Genomic DNA, 17,538 nt, shown 5'->3' on the forward strand with positions numbered 1-17,538 from the left:
GCCGGACACCGCGCGCAGCGCGGCGCAAGCGTCCGAAGGCGGCAAAAACGCGGTTCCCGGCAACCCGTCCGACGTTTAGACGCGCCGAAGCCGCCCGTCAGGCGTTCATGACGCCGGATCGAAAAGCAGCCGGGCAGAGCCCGGCGCTACGGCGGGGGAACCCCGCCTTATCCCAACCGGTTCAACACCTCGGTCAGCTCATCGGCCAGCGGCGCGTTGAGCAGATACGGGGTCTTGCCGGCGTCCAGCGAGAACTCGAGCGAGGCCGCGTGCAGGAACAGGCGTTTCAGGCCGATCTGATCACGAAGCCGCTTGTTGACGTCCGGATCGCCGTACTTGTCGTCACCGGCCACCGGATGCCCGAGGTGCTGGGCGTGCACGCGGATCTGGTGGGTGCGGCCGGTTTCGATGCGTACTTCGCAGTACGAATGGCCGCCCTTCCGCTCCAGCACGCTGAAGTGGCTGATCGACTGCTTGCCGATCGCATTGACCTGTACGTGGCGCTCGCCACCCTGGCGCAGGCCCACGTGCAGCGGGGCATCCACCGTCATGGTGCCGTCGGGCATGCGGCCCACCAGCAGGGTCAGGTAGCGCTTGCGGATGCCGGAACCGTGGTCTTCACGCAGCAGCGCCTGCAGCTCGCTCAGCGCCGAGCGCTTCTTGGCCACGATCAGCAGGCCCGAGGTGTCCCGGTCCAGCCGGTGCACCAGCTCCAGCGTCTTGCCCGGGCGCAGCGCGCGCAGGGTCTCGATGGCGCCGAAGCTGATGCCGCTGCCGCCATGGCTGGCCACGCCGGACGGCTTGTTCAGGGCCAGCAGACGGTCATCTTCGTAGACGATCGCGTCTTCCAGCCGCTTCATGAACGCCGCCGGCGGACCGGCCTTGTCGCCTTCTTCGGTGAGACGCACCGGTGGGATGCGGACCTCGTCGCCCTCCTCCAGCTTGCGTTCGGCCTTGGCGCGGCCGCCGTTCACGCGGACCTGGCCGCTGCGCACGAGTTTGTAGACCAGACTGCGTGGGGCACCCTTCAGCTGGCCGAGCAGGAAATTGTCCAGGCGTTGCCCGGCGCGGTCGGCCGGGACAGTCAGGAGACGTACGCTGGTCTTGCCTTCAGCGGGTTTGGGGGACGGCACGGTATCGGTCATTGGCCTTTTATTCTGTTACACTCGGCGGGCGAGATAAGGGATTGATTTCGTTGGAAGTTGCTGTGGGCCAGAAGCCCGGCTTCCCTCGATTCCGGCACAGTGCGCAGCCACCGCCCCCGGGGCGGCCATGTTAGCGGCTCACCGGCGGTCCCGGCCATCGCCGGATGCCTGACAAGCGTCTGCGCTGAAAAAAATGTCCCTGTGGCGCTCCAGCATGGCTGACAGCTGCCTCCGGCCCCGCACCACCCAAACCAAAACAAAAGAAGCGCTCCCGCGGCCTGCCGTGGTGTTGTAGCGCTGGAAGCCCAAGCCGCCCTCCCCGCGCATGCGCGATGGGCGTCGAAGCGTGACCAGAAGCGAAACCCCATGGCGTTCCGCGCGGTAGCAGCGCGCGAGGAACGCAATATGAAGCGAATGCTGATCAATGCCACGCAGGCTGAAGAGCTGCGGGTAGCCATCGTGGATGGCCAGACGCTGTACGACATCGACATCGAACAGCCGTCCAAGGAACAGAAGAAGTCGAACATCTACAAGGGCCGCATCACGCGCCTTGAACCGTCGCTGGAAGCGGCCTTCGTCGAATACGGTGGCGAACGCCATGGCTTCCTGCCGCTGAAGGAAATCTCCCGCGATTACTTCCAGGCCGGGGTCGACCACAACAAGGCCGGCATCCGCGAACTGCTGCGTGAAGGCCAGGAAGTCGTGGTCCAGGTCGACAAGGAAGAGCGTGGCAACAAGGGCGCCGCCCTGACCACGTTCATCTCCCTGGCTGGCCGCTACATGGTGCTGATGCCGAACTCGCCCACCGCCGGTGGCGTGTCGCGTCGCATCGAGGGCGAAGACCGCGCCGCGCTGAAGGAAGCGCTGGACAAGCTGGACATCCCCGACGACATGGGCGTGATCATCCGCACCGCCGGCGTTGGCCGCGATGCCGAAGAGCTCCAGTGGGACCTGGATTACCTGCTGCAGGTCTGGAAGTCGATCGCCGAGGCGGCGCTGACCAAGCCGGCCCCGTTCCTGATCTACCAGGAATCGCGCCTGATCGTGCGCGCCCTGCGTGACTACCTGCGCGCCGACGTGGGCGAGATCCTGGTGGACACCCAGGAGCTGTACGACACCGCCCGCGAATTCATGCAGCAGGTGATGCCGCAGACCCTGCGCAAGCTCAAGCACTACACCGACGACATCCCGCTGTTCAACCGCTTCCAGATCGAATCGCAGATCGAAGGCGCGTATGAGCGCAACGTGCGCCTGCCCTCGGGCGGCTCGATCGTGGTCGACCAGACCGAAGCGCTGACCGCCATCGACGTGAACTCCTCGCGCGCCACCAAGGGCAGTGACATCGAGGACACCGCGTTCCAGACCAACCTGGAAGCGGCCGAAGAAGTGGCCCGCCAGCTGCGCCTGCGCGACCTGGGCGGCCTGGTGGTCATCGACTTCATCGACATGTCGTCGAACAAGCACCAGCGTGAAGTCGAGAACCGCCTGCAGAACGCGCTCAAGTACGACCGTGCGCGCGTGCAGCTGGGCCGCATCTCGCGCTTCGGCCTGATGGAAATGAGCCGCCAGCGCCTGCGTCCGAGCCTGGGCGAATCCAGCCAGATCGTCTGCCCGCGTTGCGACGGCCACGGCCGCATGCGCAGCGTGGAGTCGCTGTCGCTGTCGATCATCCGCGTGGCCGAAGAGCATGCGATGAAGGAAAACACCGGGCAGGTGCTGGTCCAGGCCCCGGTCGAGATCGCCAACTACCTGCTCAACGAAAAGCGCAGCGCGCTGCGCGAGATCGAACAGCGCCATGACGCGCCGATCGTGATCGTGGCCGACGAACAGCTGCACACCCCGCACTACGAAGTCACCCGCCTGCGTGAAAACGAGCTGGGCGACGAAAGCGGCAAGCCGAGCTACCAGCGCGGCACCCCGCGCAAGCTGCCGGTGCACGCACTGACCAAGGCACAGCTGAACATTCCGGTCGCCCCCGCGGTCACCAACGTCAAGCACAGCTCCCCGGCCCCGGTCCGCGAGGTCGCCGAGCCGGTGGCTGCTGCACCGGCACCGGTCGCCCCCACTCCGGTGGCCGCTCCGGCCGCCACGGGCGTGGTCGGCTGGCTCAAGCGCATCTTCGGTGGCGAACCGGCCCCGGCCGCCGCCCCGCAGCCGAGCAGCCGCCCGGCCCAGGACGGCAACCGCAACGGTCGCAACAAGGACCGCAACGGCAAGGACCGCAACGGTCGCCGCGATGAGCGTGGCGAACGCGGCAGCAACGGCCAGGCCCAGGGCCAGGGTCGCAACAAGGACCGCCGTGAAGGCGAGCGCGCCGGCAAGGGCGAGCGCCGCGAGGAGCGTCGCCCCGACGTGGCCGCACAGGCCGCGGCACCCGCCGCTGGCCAGGCACCGCAGGGCAAGCCGCGCAACGAGCCGCAGCAGCCCAAGGCCCCGCGCAACGAGCAGCAGCCGAAGCTGAACCAGAACCAGAAGCAGAAGCAGCCGGGTCAGCCGAGGCAGCAGAACGACGGCGACAAGCCGGCGCGTCAGCCGCAGGCCGACACCGCCAAGCCGCTGCAGACCGGTGCACCGGTTGCCGAGGCCGCGCTGGTCGCTGCCGCCGCCGTGACCGTGGCCGACGCTGCGACCCCGCGCACTGCCGCACCGACCGCCCCGGTGGCGACCCCGGTACCGGCCGATGAGAACCTGACCACCGCCGCAGTGGCTGAAGGCGAAGCGGCCGAGCACGGCGAAGCGCCGGGCACGGGCGATGACGCCAGCGGCGAAGGCGCCTCGCGCCGTCGTCGTGGCCGTCGCGGTGGCCGTCGCCGTCGTCGTGGCAATGGCGAGCAGGCTGCAGGCAGCGATGGTCTGAACGATGACGGCGGTCTGGACGACGACGCGGACGACCAGGACGGCGAGCAGGACGGTGACACCACCGCCCACGCCCCACGCCCGGTGACGGGTAATGGCGAGCCGAACCCGGAGTTCGACTTCGACGACGATGGCGCCGCCCCGGCTGCTCCGGCTGCACCGGTCCAGGCCCCGCGCCCGGCCCCGGTGGCCGCCGTTGCCGCCGCCGCGCCGCTGGCCGTGGTCAGCAGCCCGGTCGTGACCGCCGGTCATGCCGCGCCGACCCCGGTGGCAACGCCGGCACCGACGCCGGCCCCGAAGGCCGAGCCCGAAGCCGAGCGCACCCCGTCGTACACCGACCGCGTGCCGTTCGTGGAGTCGCCGATGCCGGCGGCCGCCACGCCGGTCCAGGCTGCGCCGCAGGCACCGAAGGCTGTCGAAGCCCCCACCGCCGAGGTAGAGCCGACTGTTAGTCGGCTGCCCACCGAAGCGCCGAAGGCTGCCGAAGCCCCGGTCGTGACCCAGGCGCCGAAGGCTGTTGAAGCCCCCACCGCCGAGGTAGCGCCGACTGTTAGTCGGCAGCCCACCGAAGCGCCGAAGGCTGCCGAAGCCCCGGTCGTGACCCAGGTGCCGAAGGTCATCGAAACCCCGGTCGTCACCGAAACGCCGAAGGCTGTTGAAGCCCCGGTCGTGACCCAGGCGCCGAAGGCCATCGAGACTCCGGTCGTCACCGAAGCGCCCAAGGCTGTCGAAGCCCCGGTCGTGACCCAGGCGCCGAAGGCAATCGAAACCCCGGTCGTCACCCCCGCCCCGGCAACCCCGGCCCCGACCGCGCCTGCCGCGATCGAGACGCCGAAGGCTGCTGTAGAGCCGACTGTTAGTCGGCTGTCCGCGGAAGCCCCGGCGGTCGAGCGCGCGGGTCCGACCGAAGTCGGTCGCCCGGTGCAGACCAGCATGCTGGACGCGGTTGACGCCGTACCGGCCCCGCAGGCCGCACCGGCACCGGTTGCCCGTGTCGAGGCTGCCGAAGCCGCACCGGTGGTGCAGAACGGCCAGCTGTTCGGCACCGCCGCCAGCGACGCCGCACCGACCGATGCCGCCGCCCAGGCCGCGCATGCCGAAGCCCGCGAAGACATCCCGACCGATGTCGCCAAGGCCGACGATGCCGACAAGCAGGACCCGGAAAAGACTGACAAGGTCTGATCCTGTTCCAGCGGTATGCGTAAAAACAAACAGCGGCCTTCGGGCCGCTGTTTGTTTTTGTGGGTCACGGAGGCGCGGTAGGGTCGGTTCCCAAACGACTGCACGTGGTGCAGGCCAGATCCGGTAACGCATGACCTTTGATCGGAAACGGCTCTTCGGCGCACAGAAACGCCTCCTTCGTTCGAGGTCATGCGTCACCGTGCCGATCAACGCTGCGTGCAGTCGTTTGGGAACCGACCCTACCGCGCAGGCAAACGCATCCTTCGTTCGAGGTCATGCGTCACCGTGCCGATCAGCGATACGTGCAGTCGTTTGGGAACCGACCCTACCGCGCAGGCAAACGCCTCCTTCGTTCGAGGTCATGCGTCACCGTGCCGATCAGCGATACGTGCAGTCGTTTGGGAACCGACCCTACCGCGCACGCAAATGCCTCCTTCGTTCGAGGTCATGCGTCACCGCACTGGCACACGCACCCGTGCCGGCCAACCGGCTACGGCGCGAACTGCAGCCGCGTCCATACCCCGTAGTGGTCCGAGGCCCAGCGGCCTTCGGCGTAGGGCTGGTCGAACAGCAGGCGGGCTTCGCGGGCGAGCAGCTTGTCCTGCTGGAAGAAGATGTGGTCGATGCGCGAGGGCGCGCCGTAGTAGTGCCGGTTCAACGTGCTGATCTGCGCCAACTCGTTGTTCACGTGCACGCTGCCGAAACTGTCACCGTAGCGCTGGCGCAGCGCGCTCAGATCGCTTGCGTCCACCAGTGCGTTGAAATCCCCCGCGATCACCACCGGTGCCTCGCCCGACGTGTCCGCGATGAACTTCAACAGATCGCCCACCTGCTCGCCGCGAATGCGGCTGCCGCTTTCATCCGAACGCTCGTTGAGGTGCGTTGCGTAGATGTTCACCGCCTGCCCGTCCACATCGATACGCAGGTGCGCCACCGTGCGGTAATCCGTCAGGGGTGCAAGCAGGTGCTGCCCGCGCGACAGCACCGGGCGGCGCGTCAACAGCGCATTGCCGTAGCGCTTCAGGCGCCCCGGCGGGTCTGTCGACACGAACTCGTAGTCGTAGCCGAGCTTGCGCGCCAGCCACGCCGCCTGGTTGCGCACGTGCGGCTTCTGGATCACTTCCTGCAACGCGATCGCATCGGGCTGCAGTGCCTGCAGCTCGCGCAGGATCACCTTGCGCCGCTGCGGCCAGTCCTCGCGGTCGTGGTGCAGATTGAACGTCACCATGCTCATGCCCGGCGCGGCACTGTCGGCCGCGCGTGCCGGCACTACCGCCAGCACGCAGGCCAGCAGCACCACCGCCACCGCAGCCCACGACCCGCCCCGGGTCATGGCGCCTTGCGTTCGGCGCGACGCACCGAGGCTGGAATCTGCACCTCCACCGTGGCCGGCACCCGCGCGATGCGCAGCTCACCGTTGATCCACTGCGCCGGCTCGCCGTTGATCGTCGTTTCGCCGGGCTCACCGCTGTACGGCCAGGGCAACACCACCCCACCCTGCGGCGACATCAGGCCCGGCGCCACCTGCAGCGTCAGCACCTTGTCCGTGCGGCTGAGCGTGTAGCTCAACTGGCCCTGCGGCGTACGCAGGCCCTTCACCGCAATGCCCGGCCCTTCCAGCCAACGGCTCGGCACGCCGGCCGCCAGCACCAGGCTGTCGTCGATGTCGCGGTTGTACGCGAACATGTCCAGCGCCGAGCGCACGAAGTCCGACGCCACCCAGGCGTGCGGCAGGTCGCCCACGAAGAACGGCTTGCGCGGCGTGTGCGAGACCACTTCCGCCCACTGGTTCCAGGCCTGCGGCGCACGGTCCTTGAAGAAGAACTCCGTCGCCTGCCAGGCGCGGTCGCGCCAGCCCAGGCGCACGAACGCGGCCACATTGCGCCACTCGTACGGCGTGTAATCCTTCCACTCGCGCTTGCCGTCGCGGCGTTCCTCGAACTGCTTCCAGTAGCGCTCGAACGTATTGTCCAGGTACGGCTGCGGCAACCGGCCCTGTTCGCCGGCCGGTGCCAGCGCGATCGTGGTCGAGGTCGCGTCGAAGTCGCCCAGCTCCGCCGAACCCGGCAGGTAGTCGATCTTGTGCAGCGCCGTGGCCGCCAGCAGCGAGGCCTGCAGATCGTCGCGGAACTCGTCGCGCGACGCGCTCATCTGCATCGCTTCCACCTTGCCCAGCATGCTCGCGATGATCGCCGCGTCCTTGTAGCCGCGCAGCGCCCAGAAATTGTCCCAGTACGAATGCATCGGCTTGGCCGAATAGCCTTCATGGCTGATCGACACCGGCATCATTCCGTAGAACGCCGGGTTGATCGCGCGGTTCTCTTCCGTGCGCTCGCTCAGGCGCAGCTGTTCCATGTACTGGTAGGCGCCCTGCACGTGCGGCCACATCAGTTCCAGGAACGTCGTGTCACCCGTATAGCGCCAATACTCGGCAATGTTGAAGATCAGCTCGCCATGGCTGTCGTTCTCCGGCACCGGGTCGGCGCCGCGCGGGTCCACGCAGCACGGCACCTTGCCGTTGTCGAACTGGTAAGGCGCATACCAGTTCACGTACTCGCGCACCGCATCGCTGCGACCCATGCGCAGCAGCCCTTCGGAAATCATCGCGCCGTCGCGGATCCAACTGCGCGAATACGACCGCGTGCCCGGCTGCAGGCTGGGGCCGATCCGCGAAATCAGCATGTGCGCCAGCGCCGTGCGCACCGTGTCGGCCAGCGGCTTGCCCGCCGCCGGCAGCTGCAGCGTCACCTGGTCCAGCTTGGTGCGCCACATCGCGGCCACCTGCTGCTGCGCCTTGCCGGCGTCGAAGTCCTTGGGCGTGGTCCACTGCCCCGTCTGCGGCAGCACGATGGCCACCTCGCGGGTCTGGCCCGGTTCCAGCCGCCAGCGGTACAGCAGCGCGCCCGAGGCCAGCCCGGTGGGGTCGCGCACATCGGTGGCCGTAGGCAGGGTGCCGTTGGCCAGGTGGGTGACCTCCAGCTTGCCGTCGAACGGGCTGGCGAACGCCGCGTCCGGCGCCTGCACCGGGTACACGCGCGGCTTGCCGTTGACCTCGACCAGGCCCGGCTCGATGTCCAGCGCGTCGATCCGGCTCACGCCGCCCACCGTGTTGAGGAACTGCCGCGGCGGGTTCACCTGCCACGGGCGCACGGCCAGCGCCAGCGTGTAATCGTGGGCGACCTTGTCCGGGTTGCGCAGCGTGTAGCGGCCCACCAGCTGCGCCTTGTCCGGCGTGCCCTGCACGAAACCGGTGACCTGCAGCGCCGCCTTGGGATGGGTCCAGTCCACGCTGGCGATGGGCAGGTAGTCGTCCTGCAGCGACTGCTTGCTCTGCACATCGGCCCAGCTGAGCACCTTCTTGTCGACCACCACGAAGGGTTCGACGCTGAAGCTTGCCTTGGCCACTTCGAGCGCGCCGTCCTCGCCGATCAGCGCCTGCTCGCGGCCGCCGTCCAGGCCCAGCAGCGTCCAGTACGGCTGTTCGCCGCTGAAGCCACGCGGCACGAAGCCACGCGGCAGGTCGGCGCCGACCGATTCAACGAATTCGTTGGGCGTGGCGGCGAAGTCGAGCGGCTTGATCGCAATGTCACGGATGCCGTAGCGCCAGCTGCGCCCAGCCTTGAGGTCGAAGCGCAGGTAGCGGGCTTCGGTATCCGGCAACGCCAGCCAGTCGCGGTCGCCACCGCCGCCGGCGGTGATCTCGCGCAGCGTGCGCCAGTTGCGCCCGTCCTCGGAAGAACGCACCACGTAGCGCGTGGCCTCCAGGCCCGGCACCCACTGGATCACCGCACCGCCGAACTCGCGCACCTTGTACAGGTCCAGGCTGATGGTCTGCTCCGGCACGCCGCCGCTGATCCACACCGTATCGGCCTTGCCGTCGACGATGCGGTTCTGCAGCGCGGTGGCCGTATCGGCAATCACCGTCGGCGCCAGCGCCGAGGTATCCACCGGCGGCAGCGCCTGCAGGGTCAGCCGGTCGAAGCACACCGTGCCGCGCCCGCCGACCTTGCTGTAGATGGTGAACTCCACCGCCGCGCTGTTGCGCAGCGTCTTGTCCGGGTCCGGGCCCCAGGCCTTCTCGATCTGGCGCTGGCGGTACTGCACCGGCGTCCAGGTCTTGGGGAAGGTGTAGCCCGGCCGGTTGACCCACCACACGTTGTCGCCGCTGGCGTCGATGAACTTGAACTGCAGGTCGTTGCCGGGCGAATCACCGCGCAGCTGGAAGCCCACCTGGTAGTTTTCCGGCCAGGTGATGGGCAGCTCGCGGCGGATCGCCACATAACCGGAGACCTCGTGGAAGTCGTAGTCCACGCACAGCGCGCGGCCGCCGTTGGCACCGGCCACGCTGCGCAGCGAACCGCTCACCTGGTCGGACACCACCAGCTTCCACGGTGCCATGTCGTCGAAACCGTCCAGGACCTTGGGCGCCGGCAGCGGCGCCGGAGGCGCGGCAGCGGCTGCCAGTGACCCGAACACACCCAGACCCAGAACCACCGCGACGACGGCACGCTTCACCCTTTGACACTCCCCAGCAGAAGACCTTGAATGTAGTAGCGCTGCAGCACCAGGAACAGGGCCAGCACTGGAACCACCGTGACCACCGCGCCAGCCATCATCATTTCAACATCCATGATGTGTTCGCGCGACAACGTGGCCAGCGCCACCGGCAGCGTGTAGTGCTCCTGGTCGGTCAGCACGATCAGCGGCCACATGAAGTCGTTCCAGGCGCCCATGAAGGTGAAGATCGACAGCGTCACCAGCACCGGCTTGAGCATCGGCAGCACGATCTGGAAGAAGATGCGCAGCTCCCCTGCCCCGTCGATGCGCGCCGCTTCCAGCAGTTCATCGGGAATGGAACGCGCGTACTGGCGCACCAGGAAGATGCCGAACACGCTGGCCAGCGCCGGCACGATCACCCCGCCGAAGCTGTTCACCAGGCCCAGCTGCTTCATCAGCAGGAACAGCGGCAGCATGGCCACCTGCGCCGGGATCACCAGCGCGGCCAGCAGCACCTGGAAGATGCGCTCGCGGCCGACGAAGCGCAGCTTGGCGAAGGCATAGCCGGCCATGGTGTTGAGCAGCAGCGAGCCCAGCGTGATCGCCAGCGAGACGAACAGGCTGTTGACGAAGTTGTTGCCCATGCCAGTGCGGGCGAACAGCTCGTGGTAGTTGTTGGTGGTCACCGACGACGGCAGCAGCGGCGGTGGGAAATGCGCCGCCTCGCCGGTCGGCATGAACGACACCGACAGCATCCACAGCAGCGGCGCCAGGCTGACCGCAGCCAGCACCAGCAACCCACCGTTCACCCACCACGCATGCCAGCGCGACTGGCCGATCTCACGACTCATACCAACTGCCTCTTGCGGCCGAAACGCAGCATCAGGCTGGTTACCGCCAGGATGATCAGGAACAGCAGGAACGCCACGGCCGATGCGCGGCCCAGGTTCCACCACTTGAAGCCTTCCTCGAACATGAAGTACAGCACGCTCACCGTGCTCTGCAGTGGGTCGCCACGCGTCATCACATAAGGTTCGGCGAACAGCTGGAAGTAGCCGGACACGGTGATCACGCCCACCACCAGCAGCACCGGCCCCAGCATCGGCAGGGTAATGTGCAGGAACTGCTTCCAACGCGAGGCGCCGTCGATGCGCGCGGCCTCGTACAGGTCATGCGGGATCGCCTGCAGGCCGGCCAGGAAGATCACCATGTTGTAGCCGAAGTTCTTCCACACCGCGAACAGCATGATGGTCGGCATGGCCCAGTTCGGGTCGCCCAGCCAGTCGATCGGGCTGATGCCCAGGTGGCCCAGGCCGTAGTTCACCAGCCCGTAGCTGGTATGGAACAGGTAGCGCCAGATCACCGCCACGGCCACCAGCGTGGTCACCACCGGGGCGAACAGCGCGGTGCGGAACAGCGCCTTGAAGCGCGCCGCCGGGGCGTTGAGCAGCAGCGCCGCACCCAGCGACACGCCGATGGACAGCGGCACGCCCACCACCACGAAATACGTGGTGTTCCACAGCGACTTCCAGAACATCGGGGTCTGCAGCAGGTCGATGTAGTTGCCCAGCCCGACAAAGCGCAGGTTGCCACCGTCGGCCAGCGAATACAGGTCGAAGTCCGTGATGCTCAGCGCCAACGCCGAGAACACCGGCAGGCCGAAGAACACGCCGATCACCAGCAGGGACGGGCCGGCGAAGATCCAGCCGGCAAGCGAGCGCTGCTTCACGGCAGCACCTCCGTGGCCGGTTCGGCAGGCGTTTGCGCCTGCGTGCGCTGTTCATGCATCCAGCGGCGTTTTGCCAGCACCTTGTCCACGCGGTCATCCAGTCGATTCACAGCCACATCCTGATCCAGCCCACCGCGCACCACCTGTTCGGTGACGATGCGCATTTCCTGCACGATCCGCTCCCACTCCAGCACCTTCGGGGTCGGCCGCACGCGCTCCAGCTGGTCACGGAACGGCTGCGCCAGCGGGTCATTGGCCAGCGACGGGTGTTCCCACGTACTGCGGCGCGGCGGCAGGTCGCCAATGATGGAATGGAAGCGCTGCTGGATGTCGGGGCGCGACAGGAACTCGATCAGCTTCCACGACGCTTCCTTCTGCTGCGAGCCACGGAAGATCACCAGGCTGGTGCCACCGGCGATGCCGGCGCCAGGGCCGTCCGGGCCGGGCAGCGCGGCGGTGCCCCACTTGCCCTCCAGCTCCTTGGGCTGCAGCTTCTTGAACTCGCGGATGTTCCAGGGGCCGGACAGGTAGAACACGTTGAAGCCCTTGAAGAACTCGTCCCACACATTCGAGATCTGGGTCTCGGACATGCGCGGTGCCCAGCCCTGGGCGAACATGTTCTCGTAGAACGCCAGCGTGCGGCGGAAGCCGGGGCTGCGGAAATTGCCGCGGGTGTCGTGGTCGCGCAGCAGCGGGTCGGGCTGCTGCAAGGCGAACGACAACTGCTGCTCGAACTCGTTGATCGGCATCAGCACCGCATAGCGATCCGGGCCCTGCATCTTCTTGATCGCCGCCATCATCGTGTTCCACTCGTCCCACGTGCGCGGGGGGTGGTCGAATCCGGCCTTGGCCAGCAGGTCCTTGCGGTAATACAGCAGGCGCGTGTCGACATACCACGGCACGCCCACCAGCTCGCCGTTGATGACGTTGGTGTCCCAGATGCCCTGGAAGTAATCGGCCGGATCCACCACCTTGGACTGGGCCACGAACGGCGCCAGCGGGGTGAGCGTATTGAGCTCGGCGAACTCAGGAATCCAGGTATTGCCCAGCTGGCACACGTCCGGCAGGCCATCGGCCGCGAACGCGGTAAGCAGCTTTTCATGCGCGGCCGTCCACGGAATGTTCTGCACATCCACGTGGATACCGGGATTGTCGGCTTCAAATTCGCGAATCAGCTCGCTGACCACTTCGGCTTCACGGCCCATGGCCCAGAACCGCACGGTCACACCCTCCGGTTCCTTCCGGCAGGCACTCAACAACAGGCTGCCGGCAACCAGCAGCAACACACTCACCCACAGCTTGGGGCGCGACGACACTGACACTGCTTACTTCCCCTGGGGCTGGTTGCGATTGTTGTTCGAATTGTTCTTCTGTTCCTGCGCGGCGGCCGCACGGGACTCGGCAATGCCCATCGAGCGGGCCGCGGCGGCCTTCTCGTCTTTCTGCAGCTCCATCGGCTGGTCCTCGCCTTCCGGCGTGAGCCAGCCGCCGCTGAAGCCGGCGCGCTCCAGGCCACGCCGGATGTGCGGGTTCTTCTTCATCGTCTCCCACACGAAATCGTTCCGGTAGTTGGCGATCATGGTGAGGATCGGGCCCTGGTCGATGCCGATGTAGTCACTCGCCACCCAGCCCCGGTCGGGCACCATGCGCCCGGTCTTGAGCGGGATGTCGAAGTTGAAGCTGGGGTTGAACGAATCCAGGAAGCCGTAGCTGGAATAGATGTAGTCGCCGTAGCGCTTGTGCATTTCCACGGTGGCCGGAATCACCTCTTCCGGGGCGAACACCACCGAGGCGATCGCGGCGGTCGGAGCGATGGTGCCGTCATCGAAGTTCTCGCGCAGGCCTGCGCCGCGTGAGGAGTAATGGCGGAACTGGCGCTGCTCGCCACGGAATTCCTGCGTGGTGTTCTGCGGGCCGTCGCTGGCGGTCAGGCCCCACACGTTTTCGCCGTAGTCCTTCCACTGCATCGGGTTGGCGATGGCGTATTCGCGCTGCGCCAACGCCGCCGAACGGCTGTTGAGGAAGTAGGTGCTGCCGCGTTCGCGCATGTACGCGTCCTGGATGTCGCGGAAGTCGATCCAGACGTGGGTGTACTGGTGGCCGAACAACGGGCCGAAGGACAGGTATTCCTGGCCCTGGAACACGCCCCAGTCGTTGTCGTAGGTGCGCGTCCACACCGTCCACGCGTCCGGGCTGACCGGGTGGCTGGGCGAGCCGAGCGCGAGGATGTAGACCATCATCGCCTCGTTGTAGCCCATCCAGTCGTGGTCGATGAAGCCGCTTTCGGGGAACCAGCCCATCGAAATCAGCGGCGCGCGCTGCTGCAGCCACGGCCAGTCCACGCGCTTGTACAGCGTATCGGCGATGTCGCGGATCTCTTTCTCGCGCGAATCGTCGCCGGTGTAGTAGGACTGCGCGAACAGCACGCCCATCATCAGCAATGCGGTGTCCACGCTGGAAAGCTCCACCCAGCTGTCATAGCGGCGGCCTTCCTGCATGTCCAGGAAATGGTAGTAGAAGCCCTTGTAGCCGCCCTTGCCGGTGCGCTGTGGCCCCATCGGCAGGTCGCGGAAGAACTTCAATGTGAGCAGCGTGCGGTCGACGGCCTGGGTACGGCTGACCCAGCCGTTCTCCACGCCGATCGGATAAGCGGTCAACGCGTAGCCCACCGAGGCGATGCTGGCGAACGGGCGTGACGGATAGCGGTCCGGGCTGAGCCCGTTGACCTCGTTGGTGGTGTCCCAGAAGAACTGGAAGGTGCGGCGTTCGATATCGTCGAACAGCGGGGGCAGTTCTGGTTTCATCGGGCGTGGCGGTGCGTCGGCCTCGATCAGGATGACCGGCGGCTTGGGTTTGGCTGGCGTGTCCTGCGCCTGCGGCGTGCAGCCGACTGCAGCTGCCGCCATTACCGCCAGTGCCAATACGCGAGGTACCTTCATCGTGCCAACCCTCCTGAATCTGCGAAGTCCAGGCCAAGCATACCGGGCCGTGGAGTGAAATCGTTTACAGCTTACATTCATTAAAAACCGGTGCTCCCCGGACCGCGAGGACACGCATGGCGTGTCCCTACGGCCGGGGGACCGGCCTTCATCTACATCAGAAGCGGAAGCCCACTTCTGCCTTCACCTGGCGCGGCGTACCGACGATGTCGCCGGTCTCGTTGTAGCTGGCCAGCAGCTTGCCGTTGGACTTGGTGTAGTTGTAGTTGGAGAAGTTGTCGAAGTTGAACACGTTGATGATGTCGATGCGTGCGTACAGCTCGGTTTCGCCCGGCATCTTGAACGTCTTCGTCGCCTGCAGGTCGACCGAACGGTAGCCGAAGATCTTGCCACCGACCAGGAACCGGCCGTTGCCATTCGGCACGGCGGCGCCCGGGGTCGGCAGGTCGAAGCCGGTGGACTGCTGCACCGGGTACCAGTCGTTCACCGCGGTCGGGGTGGCCAGGGTGATCTTGCCGCCGAAGGTGATGTCCCAGAAGCCGGCATACGAACCGGTGAGCACCAGACGGTGGCGCGGCGCGCCGTTGGAACGGATGGTCGGGTAATCCTCGATCAGGCCGCGGTCGAACGCGTAATGCTCGTTGATGTCACGGTTGTGGCGGGCCGTGGTCCAGGTGTACGCGATGGAGGTGCCCCAGCCGCTTTCCTTGGTGAACGGCTTCTGCGCCGACAGCAGCACCTGCGTGGCACGGGTCTTGATGCCCTGCTGGCCGATGATCAGGCTGCCGAAGCCCGGCACGTTGCAGCTCCAGGCCTGGCTCAGGCCCGGGTCGGTGCCACCGCACAGGCGCGGGTCATCGAAGAACTGGCCGGTCGGGTAACGGTTGCCCAGGGTGAAGGCGAAGCCGTCGTAGGTCAGCGTGCGGGCGATGGTGGCGTCGGTCAGCCAGTCGCCGACCTGGTTGCTCATACCCAGGCTGAACTGGTCCGCGTACGGCACCTTCAGGTTGTTGTTGAGCAGGTCCACTTCCAGGCCGGCATTGCTGGTCGCACCGACCAGGGCCTGCAGGTTTTCGATGCCGTTGAGCAGGTTCGGGTTCCAGTCATAGCAGGCAGCCTGGCCGTTGAGGCAGGTACCGGTCGCCGGGTTGCGGAAGTAGATGGTCGGCTGCGGCAGGGCCAGCTTGGTGGTTTCCAGCTGCAGGTTGTCGAACAGGTCGCGGTCGTACGAACGGCCGGCACCACCGTGGATCACGTGCTGCTCGTCGGCGTTGATGTCATACGAGAAGCCCAGGCGCGGCTGCCAGGCATCCTTGAATGCCTTGCGGTTGTGGCCGTTGCTGATGTAATCGCCAATGTTCAGACCGCCCAGCGCCAGCGAATCGGCGTAGGTCTGGCCCGCGGCAGCACGCGGATCCTGCGAATAGATCGCATCGACAACGGCCTGCGGGGTGACGAAGTCCAGGTAGGACGGGGTCTTTTCGTAGTCCCAGCGCAGGCCGATGTTCAGCTGCAGGTGGTCGTTGACCTGCCAGTCGTCCTGGATGAACAGGCCGATCTGCTTGGACTTCGAACGCACTTCGCCCGACACGCCCGACACGCCGGTCACCGGCTTGACGAACTGCGCCTTGTACGGGATGTCGGACGGGAAGTCCGGATCGCCCAGCGTGTAGGTGAAGGCCGGATTGATCTGCGCGGCATCCGAGGCGTACAGGTCGATCTGCTTGTACTTGGCGCCCATCTTGATGGTGTGGTCGCCCTGCCACTCGATGCCGTCCAGGGTCAGGTTGTCTTCAATCGACCAGCCCTTCTGGCCCTTCACCTGCGAATCCAGCGCCGACGCGCCACCGATGCGGACCAGCGTGCGGTCTTCGGTGCCGTCCGGGGCGGTGTAGATGATGCCGTTGGCCAGGGTCAGCGGGGTCGGGTTGTTGAACGAATCTTCATGGGTGACCATCAGTTCGTTGTAGTAACGCTCACCGCTGTGGTTCCAGCGCAGCGCGTAACGACGATCGGTATTGACGGTTTCCTTGCCGGCTTCCGGCGCGGTCTGCCCACTGAACTGCTGCTGGGTTTCGTCGCGGTCCTGGAAGGTCAGCTCGATGCGATCGTTGTCGGTCGGCTCGAAGTCGATCTTGGCGAAGATCAGGTCCTGCTGGAACGGCTGGCTGGCCGGGCCGAGGCCGGCGGCACCTTCGGGCGGCAGCAGGCCGACGCGGTTGGTGACCGAGCCTTCCGGCGCGATGGTCACCGGCAGATCGAAGCGCTTGGCTTCATAGGTCACGAAGAAGTGGGCCTTGTCCTGGATGATCGGACCGCCCAACGCGAAGCCGTATTCCTTCTCGGCCGATGCCTCCTTGGTCTGGCCAACCTGACGCTCGGCCGGGGTCTTGGCGCGCATGTCTTCGTTGGTGTAACGGTAGAAGGTTTCACCCTTGAACTCGTTGGTACCGGACTTGGTCGCCGCAGTCACGGCCGCGCTGGAGACCTGGCCGTACTCGGCCTTGTAGTTGCCGCTGATGACCTTGTATTCGCCAATGGCCAGCTGCGGGAACGGGTTGCCGGCGCTGCCGGACTGGCCGGCCACGCCGCCGCCCTTGACGTAGCTCTTCTGGCCCACGCCGTCGATGTAGACGTTGGTGCCGTCGGAATTGGTGGCACCGCCGCGCAGCGAGGTGTTGCCCTTCGCATCACGGGTGAAGATCATGCCCGGCACCGCGTCGGCGAACTCCAGGAAGTTGCGCGACACCTGCGGGGTGGTCTGGATCTGCTGCAGGCTCACCGTCTTGCCCACTTCGGAGGTACGCACTTCCTGCAGCAGGGTCGGCGCGACGACGTTCACGGTGTCGAGGTTGGTGGCGTTGGCAGTGCTGCCATTGGCCGGAGCGCCGCTGAAGTTCAGCGTCGCGGTCGAGGCCACGGTCACCGTCACCTTCTGGGTCTGGCCGTTGGCGACCACATCGTAGGTGCCCGGGTCCAGGCCCATCAGCGAATAGCTGCCGTCGGCGCGGGTGGTCGCGCGACGCACGGTGCCGCTGGCAACGTTGGTGGCGGTCACTTCGGTACCGGCATCGGCCTGGGCAACCTGGCCGCGCAGCGAGGAGGTGGCCGACTGGGCCATCAGGGTCGGCGCAGCGCCCAGCAACAGGCAGCTGACCAGTGCGCTCGTGAGCAGGCGCCGAGCCGGCAT

Annotated in this window: 9 protein-coding genes; 1 reads left to right on the forward strand and 8 read right to left on the reverse strand. The window is 66.6% G+C overall.

From position 1 onward, the window contains the following. Window positions 1-167: 167 nt before the first annotated feature. Window positions 168-1,145 carry an RluA family pseudouridine synthase gene (locus tag ACREPD_RS17870; RefSeq protein WP_431600566.1) on the reverse strand — a complete coding sequence of 326 codons (978 nt, stop codon included), beginning with the start codon at window positions 1,143-1,145 and terminating at the stop codon, window positions 168-170. Between the two features lie 405 nt (window positions 1,146-1,550). On the opposite strand from ACREPD_RS17870, the gene rne reads away from it, so the two are divergent. Next, the gene (gene rne, locus ACREPD_RS17875; RefSeq protein WP_431600567.1) at window positions 1,551-5,183 is read left to right on the forward strand and encodes a ribonuclease E; all 3,633 of its coding nucleotides are present in this window, start codon (window positions 1,551-1,553) and stop codon (window positions 5,181-5,183) included. A 490-nt stretch (window positions 5,184-5,673) separates the two neighbouring features. Here rne and ACREPD_RS17880 read toward each other — a convergent pair whose 3' ends face one another. From ACREPD_RS17880 to ACREPD_RS17910, 7 genes are all read right to left on the reverse strand, one after another. Then, window positions 5,674-6,516, reverse strand: a complete 843-nt coding sequence (locus ACREPD_RS17880) for an endonuclease/exonuclease/phosphatase family protein (RefSeq protein WP_431600568.1) — start codon at window positions 6,514-6,516, stop codon at window positions 5,674-5,676. Next, a complete protein-coding gene (locus tag ACREPD_RS17885) occupies window positions 6,513-9,647 on the reverse strand; it encodes a discoidin domain-containing protein (protein ID WP_431600572.1) in 3,135 nt (1,044 codons plus the stop codon). The genes ACREPD_RS17880 and ACREPD_RS17885 overlap by 4 nt, the downstream gene beginning before the upstream one ends. A gap of 47 nt (window positions 9,648-9,694) precedes the next feature. Further along, the gene (locus ACREPD_RS17890; RefSeq protein WP_421570268.1) at window positions 9,695-10,531 is read right to left on the reverse strand and encodes a carbohydrate ABC transporter permease; all 837 of its coding nucleotides are present in this window, start codon (window positions 10,529-10,531) and stop codon (window positions 9,695-9,697) included. Further along, on the reverse strand, window positions 10,528-11,409 hold the full coding sequence (locus ACREPD_RS17895) for a carbohydrate ABC transporter permease (RefSeq protein WP_431600569.1): 882 nt from the start codon (window positions 11,407-11,409) through the stop codon (window positions 10,528-10,530). The genes ACREPD_RS17890 and ACREPD_RS17895 overlap by 4 nt, the downstream gene beginning before the upstream one ends. Continuing rightward, entirely contained in the window at window positions 11,406-12,701 is a 1,296-nt protein-coding gene (locus tag ACREPD_RS17900) for a sugar ABC transporter substrate-binding protein (protein WP_421570276.1), read from the reverse strand. The genes ACREPD_RS17895 and ACREPD_RS17900 overlap by 4 nt, the downstream gene beginning before the upstream one ends. Window positions 12,702-12,734: 33 nt before the next feature. Next, window positions 12,735-14,348 carry a glucoamylase family protein gene (locus tag ACREPD_RS17905; RefSeq protein WP_431600570.1) on the reverse strand — a complete coding sequence of 538 codons (1,614 nt, stop codon included), beginning with the start codon at window positions 14,346-14,348 and terminating at the stop codon, window positions 12,735-12,737. Window positions 14,349-14,505: 157 nt separating this feature from the next. After that, window positions 14,506-17,538, reverse strand: a 3,033-nt coding sequence (locus ACREPD_RS17910; RefSeq protein WP_431600571.1) for a TonB-dependent receptor domain-containing protein, incomplete at its 5' end; no start/stop codon positions are given.

It is taken from the genome of Stenotrophomonas sp. (assembly GCF_050737075.1).
Lineage (GTDB): Bacteria > Pseudomonadota > Gammaproteobacteria > Xanthomonadales > Xanthomonadaceae > Stenotrophomonas.

What these genes read in the sequence shown, in the direction of transcription:
- ACREPD_RS17870 (WP_431600566.1), bottom strand. Translation starts at nt 1,145, where the DNA reads ATGACCGATACCGTGCCGTCCCCCAAACCCGCTGAAGGCAAGACCAGC.
- rne (WP_431600567.1), top strand. Translation starts at nt 1,551, where the DNA reads ATGAAGCGAATGCTGATCAATGCCACGCAGGCTGAAGAGCTGCGGGTA.
- ACREPD_RS17880 (WP_431600568.1), bottom strand. Translation starts at nt 6,516, where the DNA reads ATGACCCGGGGCGGGTCGTGGGCTGCGGTGGCGGTGGTGCTGCTGGCC.
- ACREPD_RS17890 (WP_421570268.1), bottom strand. Translation starts at nt 10,531, where the DNA reads ATGAGTCGTGAGATCGGCCAGTCGCGCTGGCATGCGTGGTGGGTGAAC.
- ACREPD_RS17905 (WP_431600570.1), bottom strand. Translation starts at nt 14,348, where the DNA reads ATGAAGGTACCTCGCGTATTGGCACTGGCGGTAATGGCGGCAGCTGCA.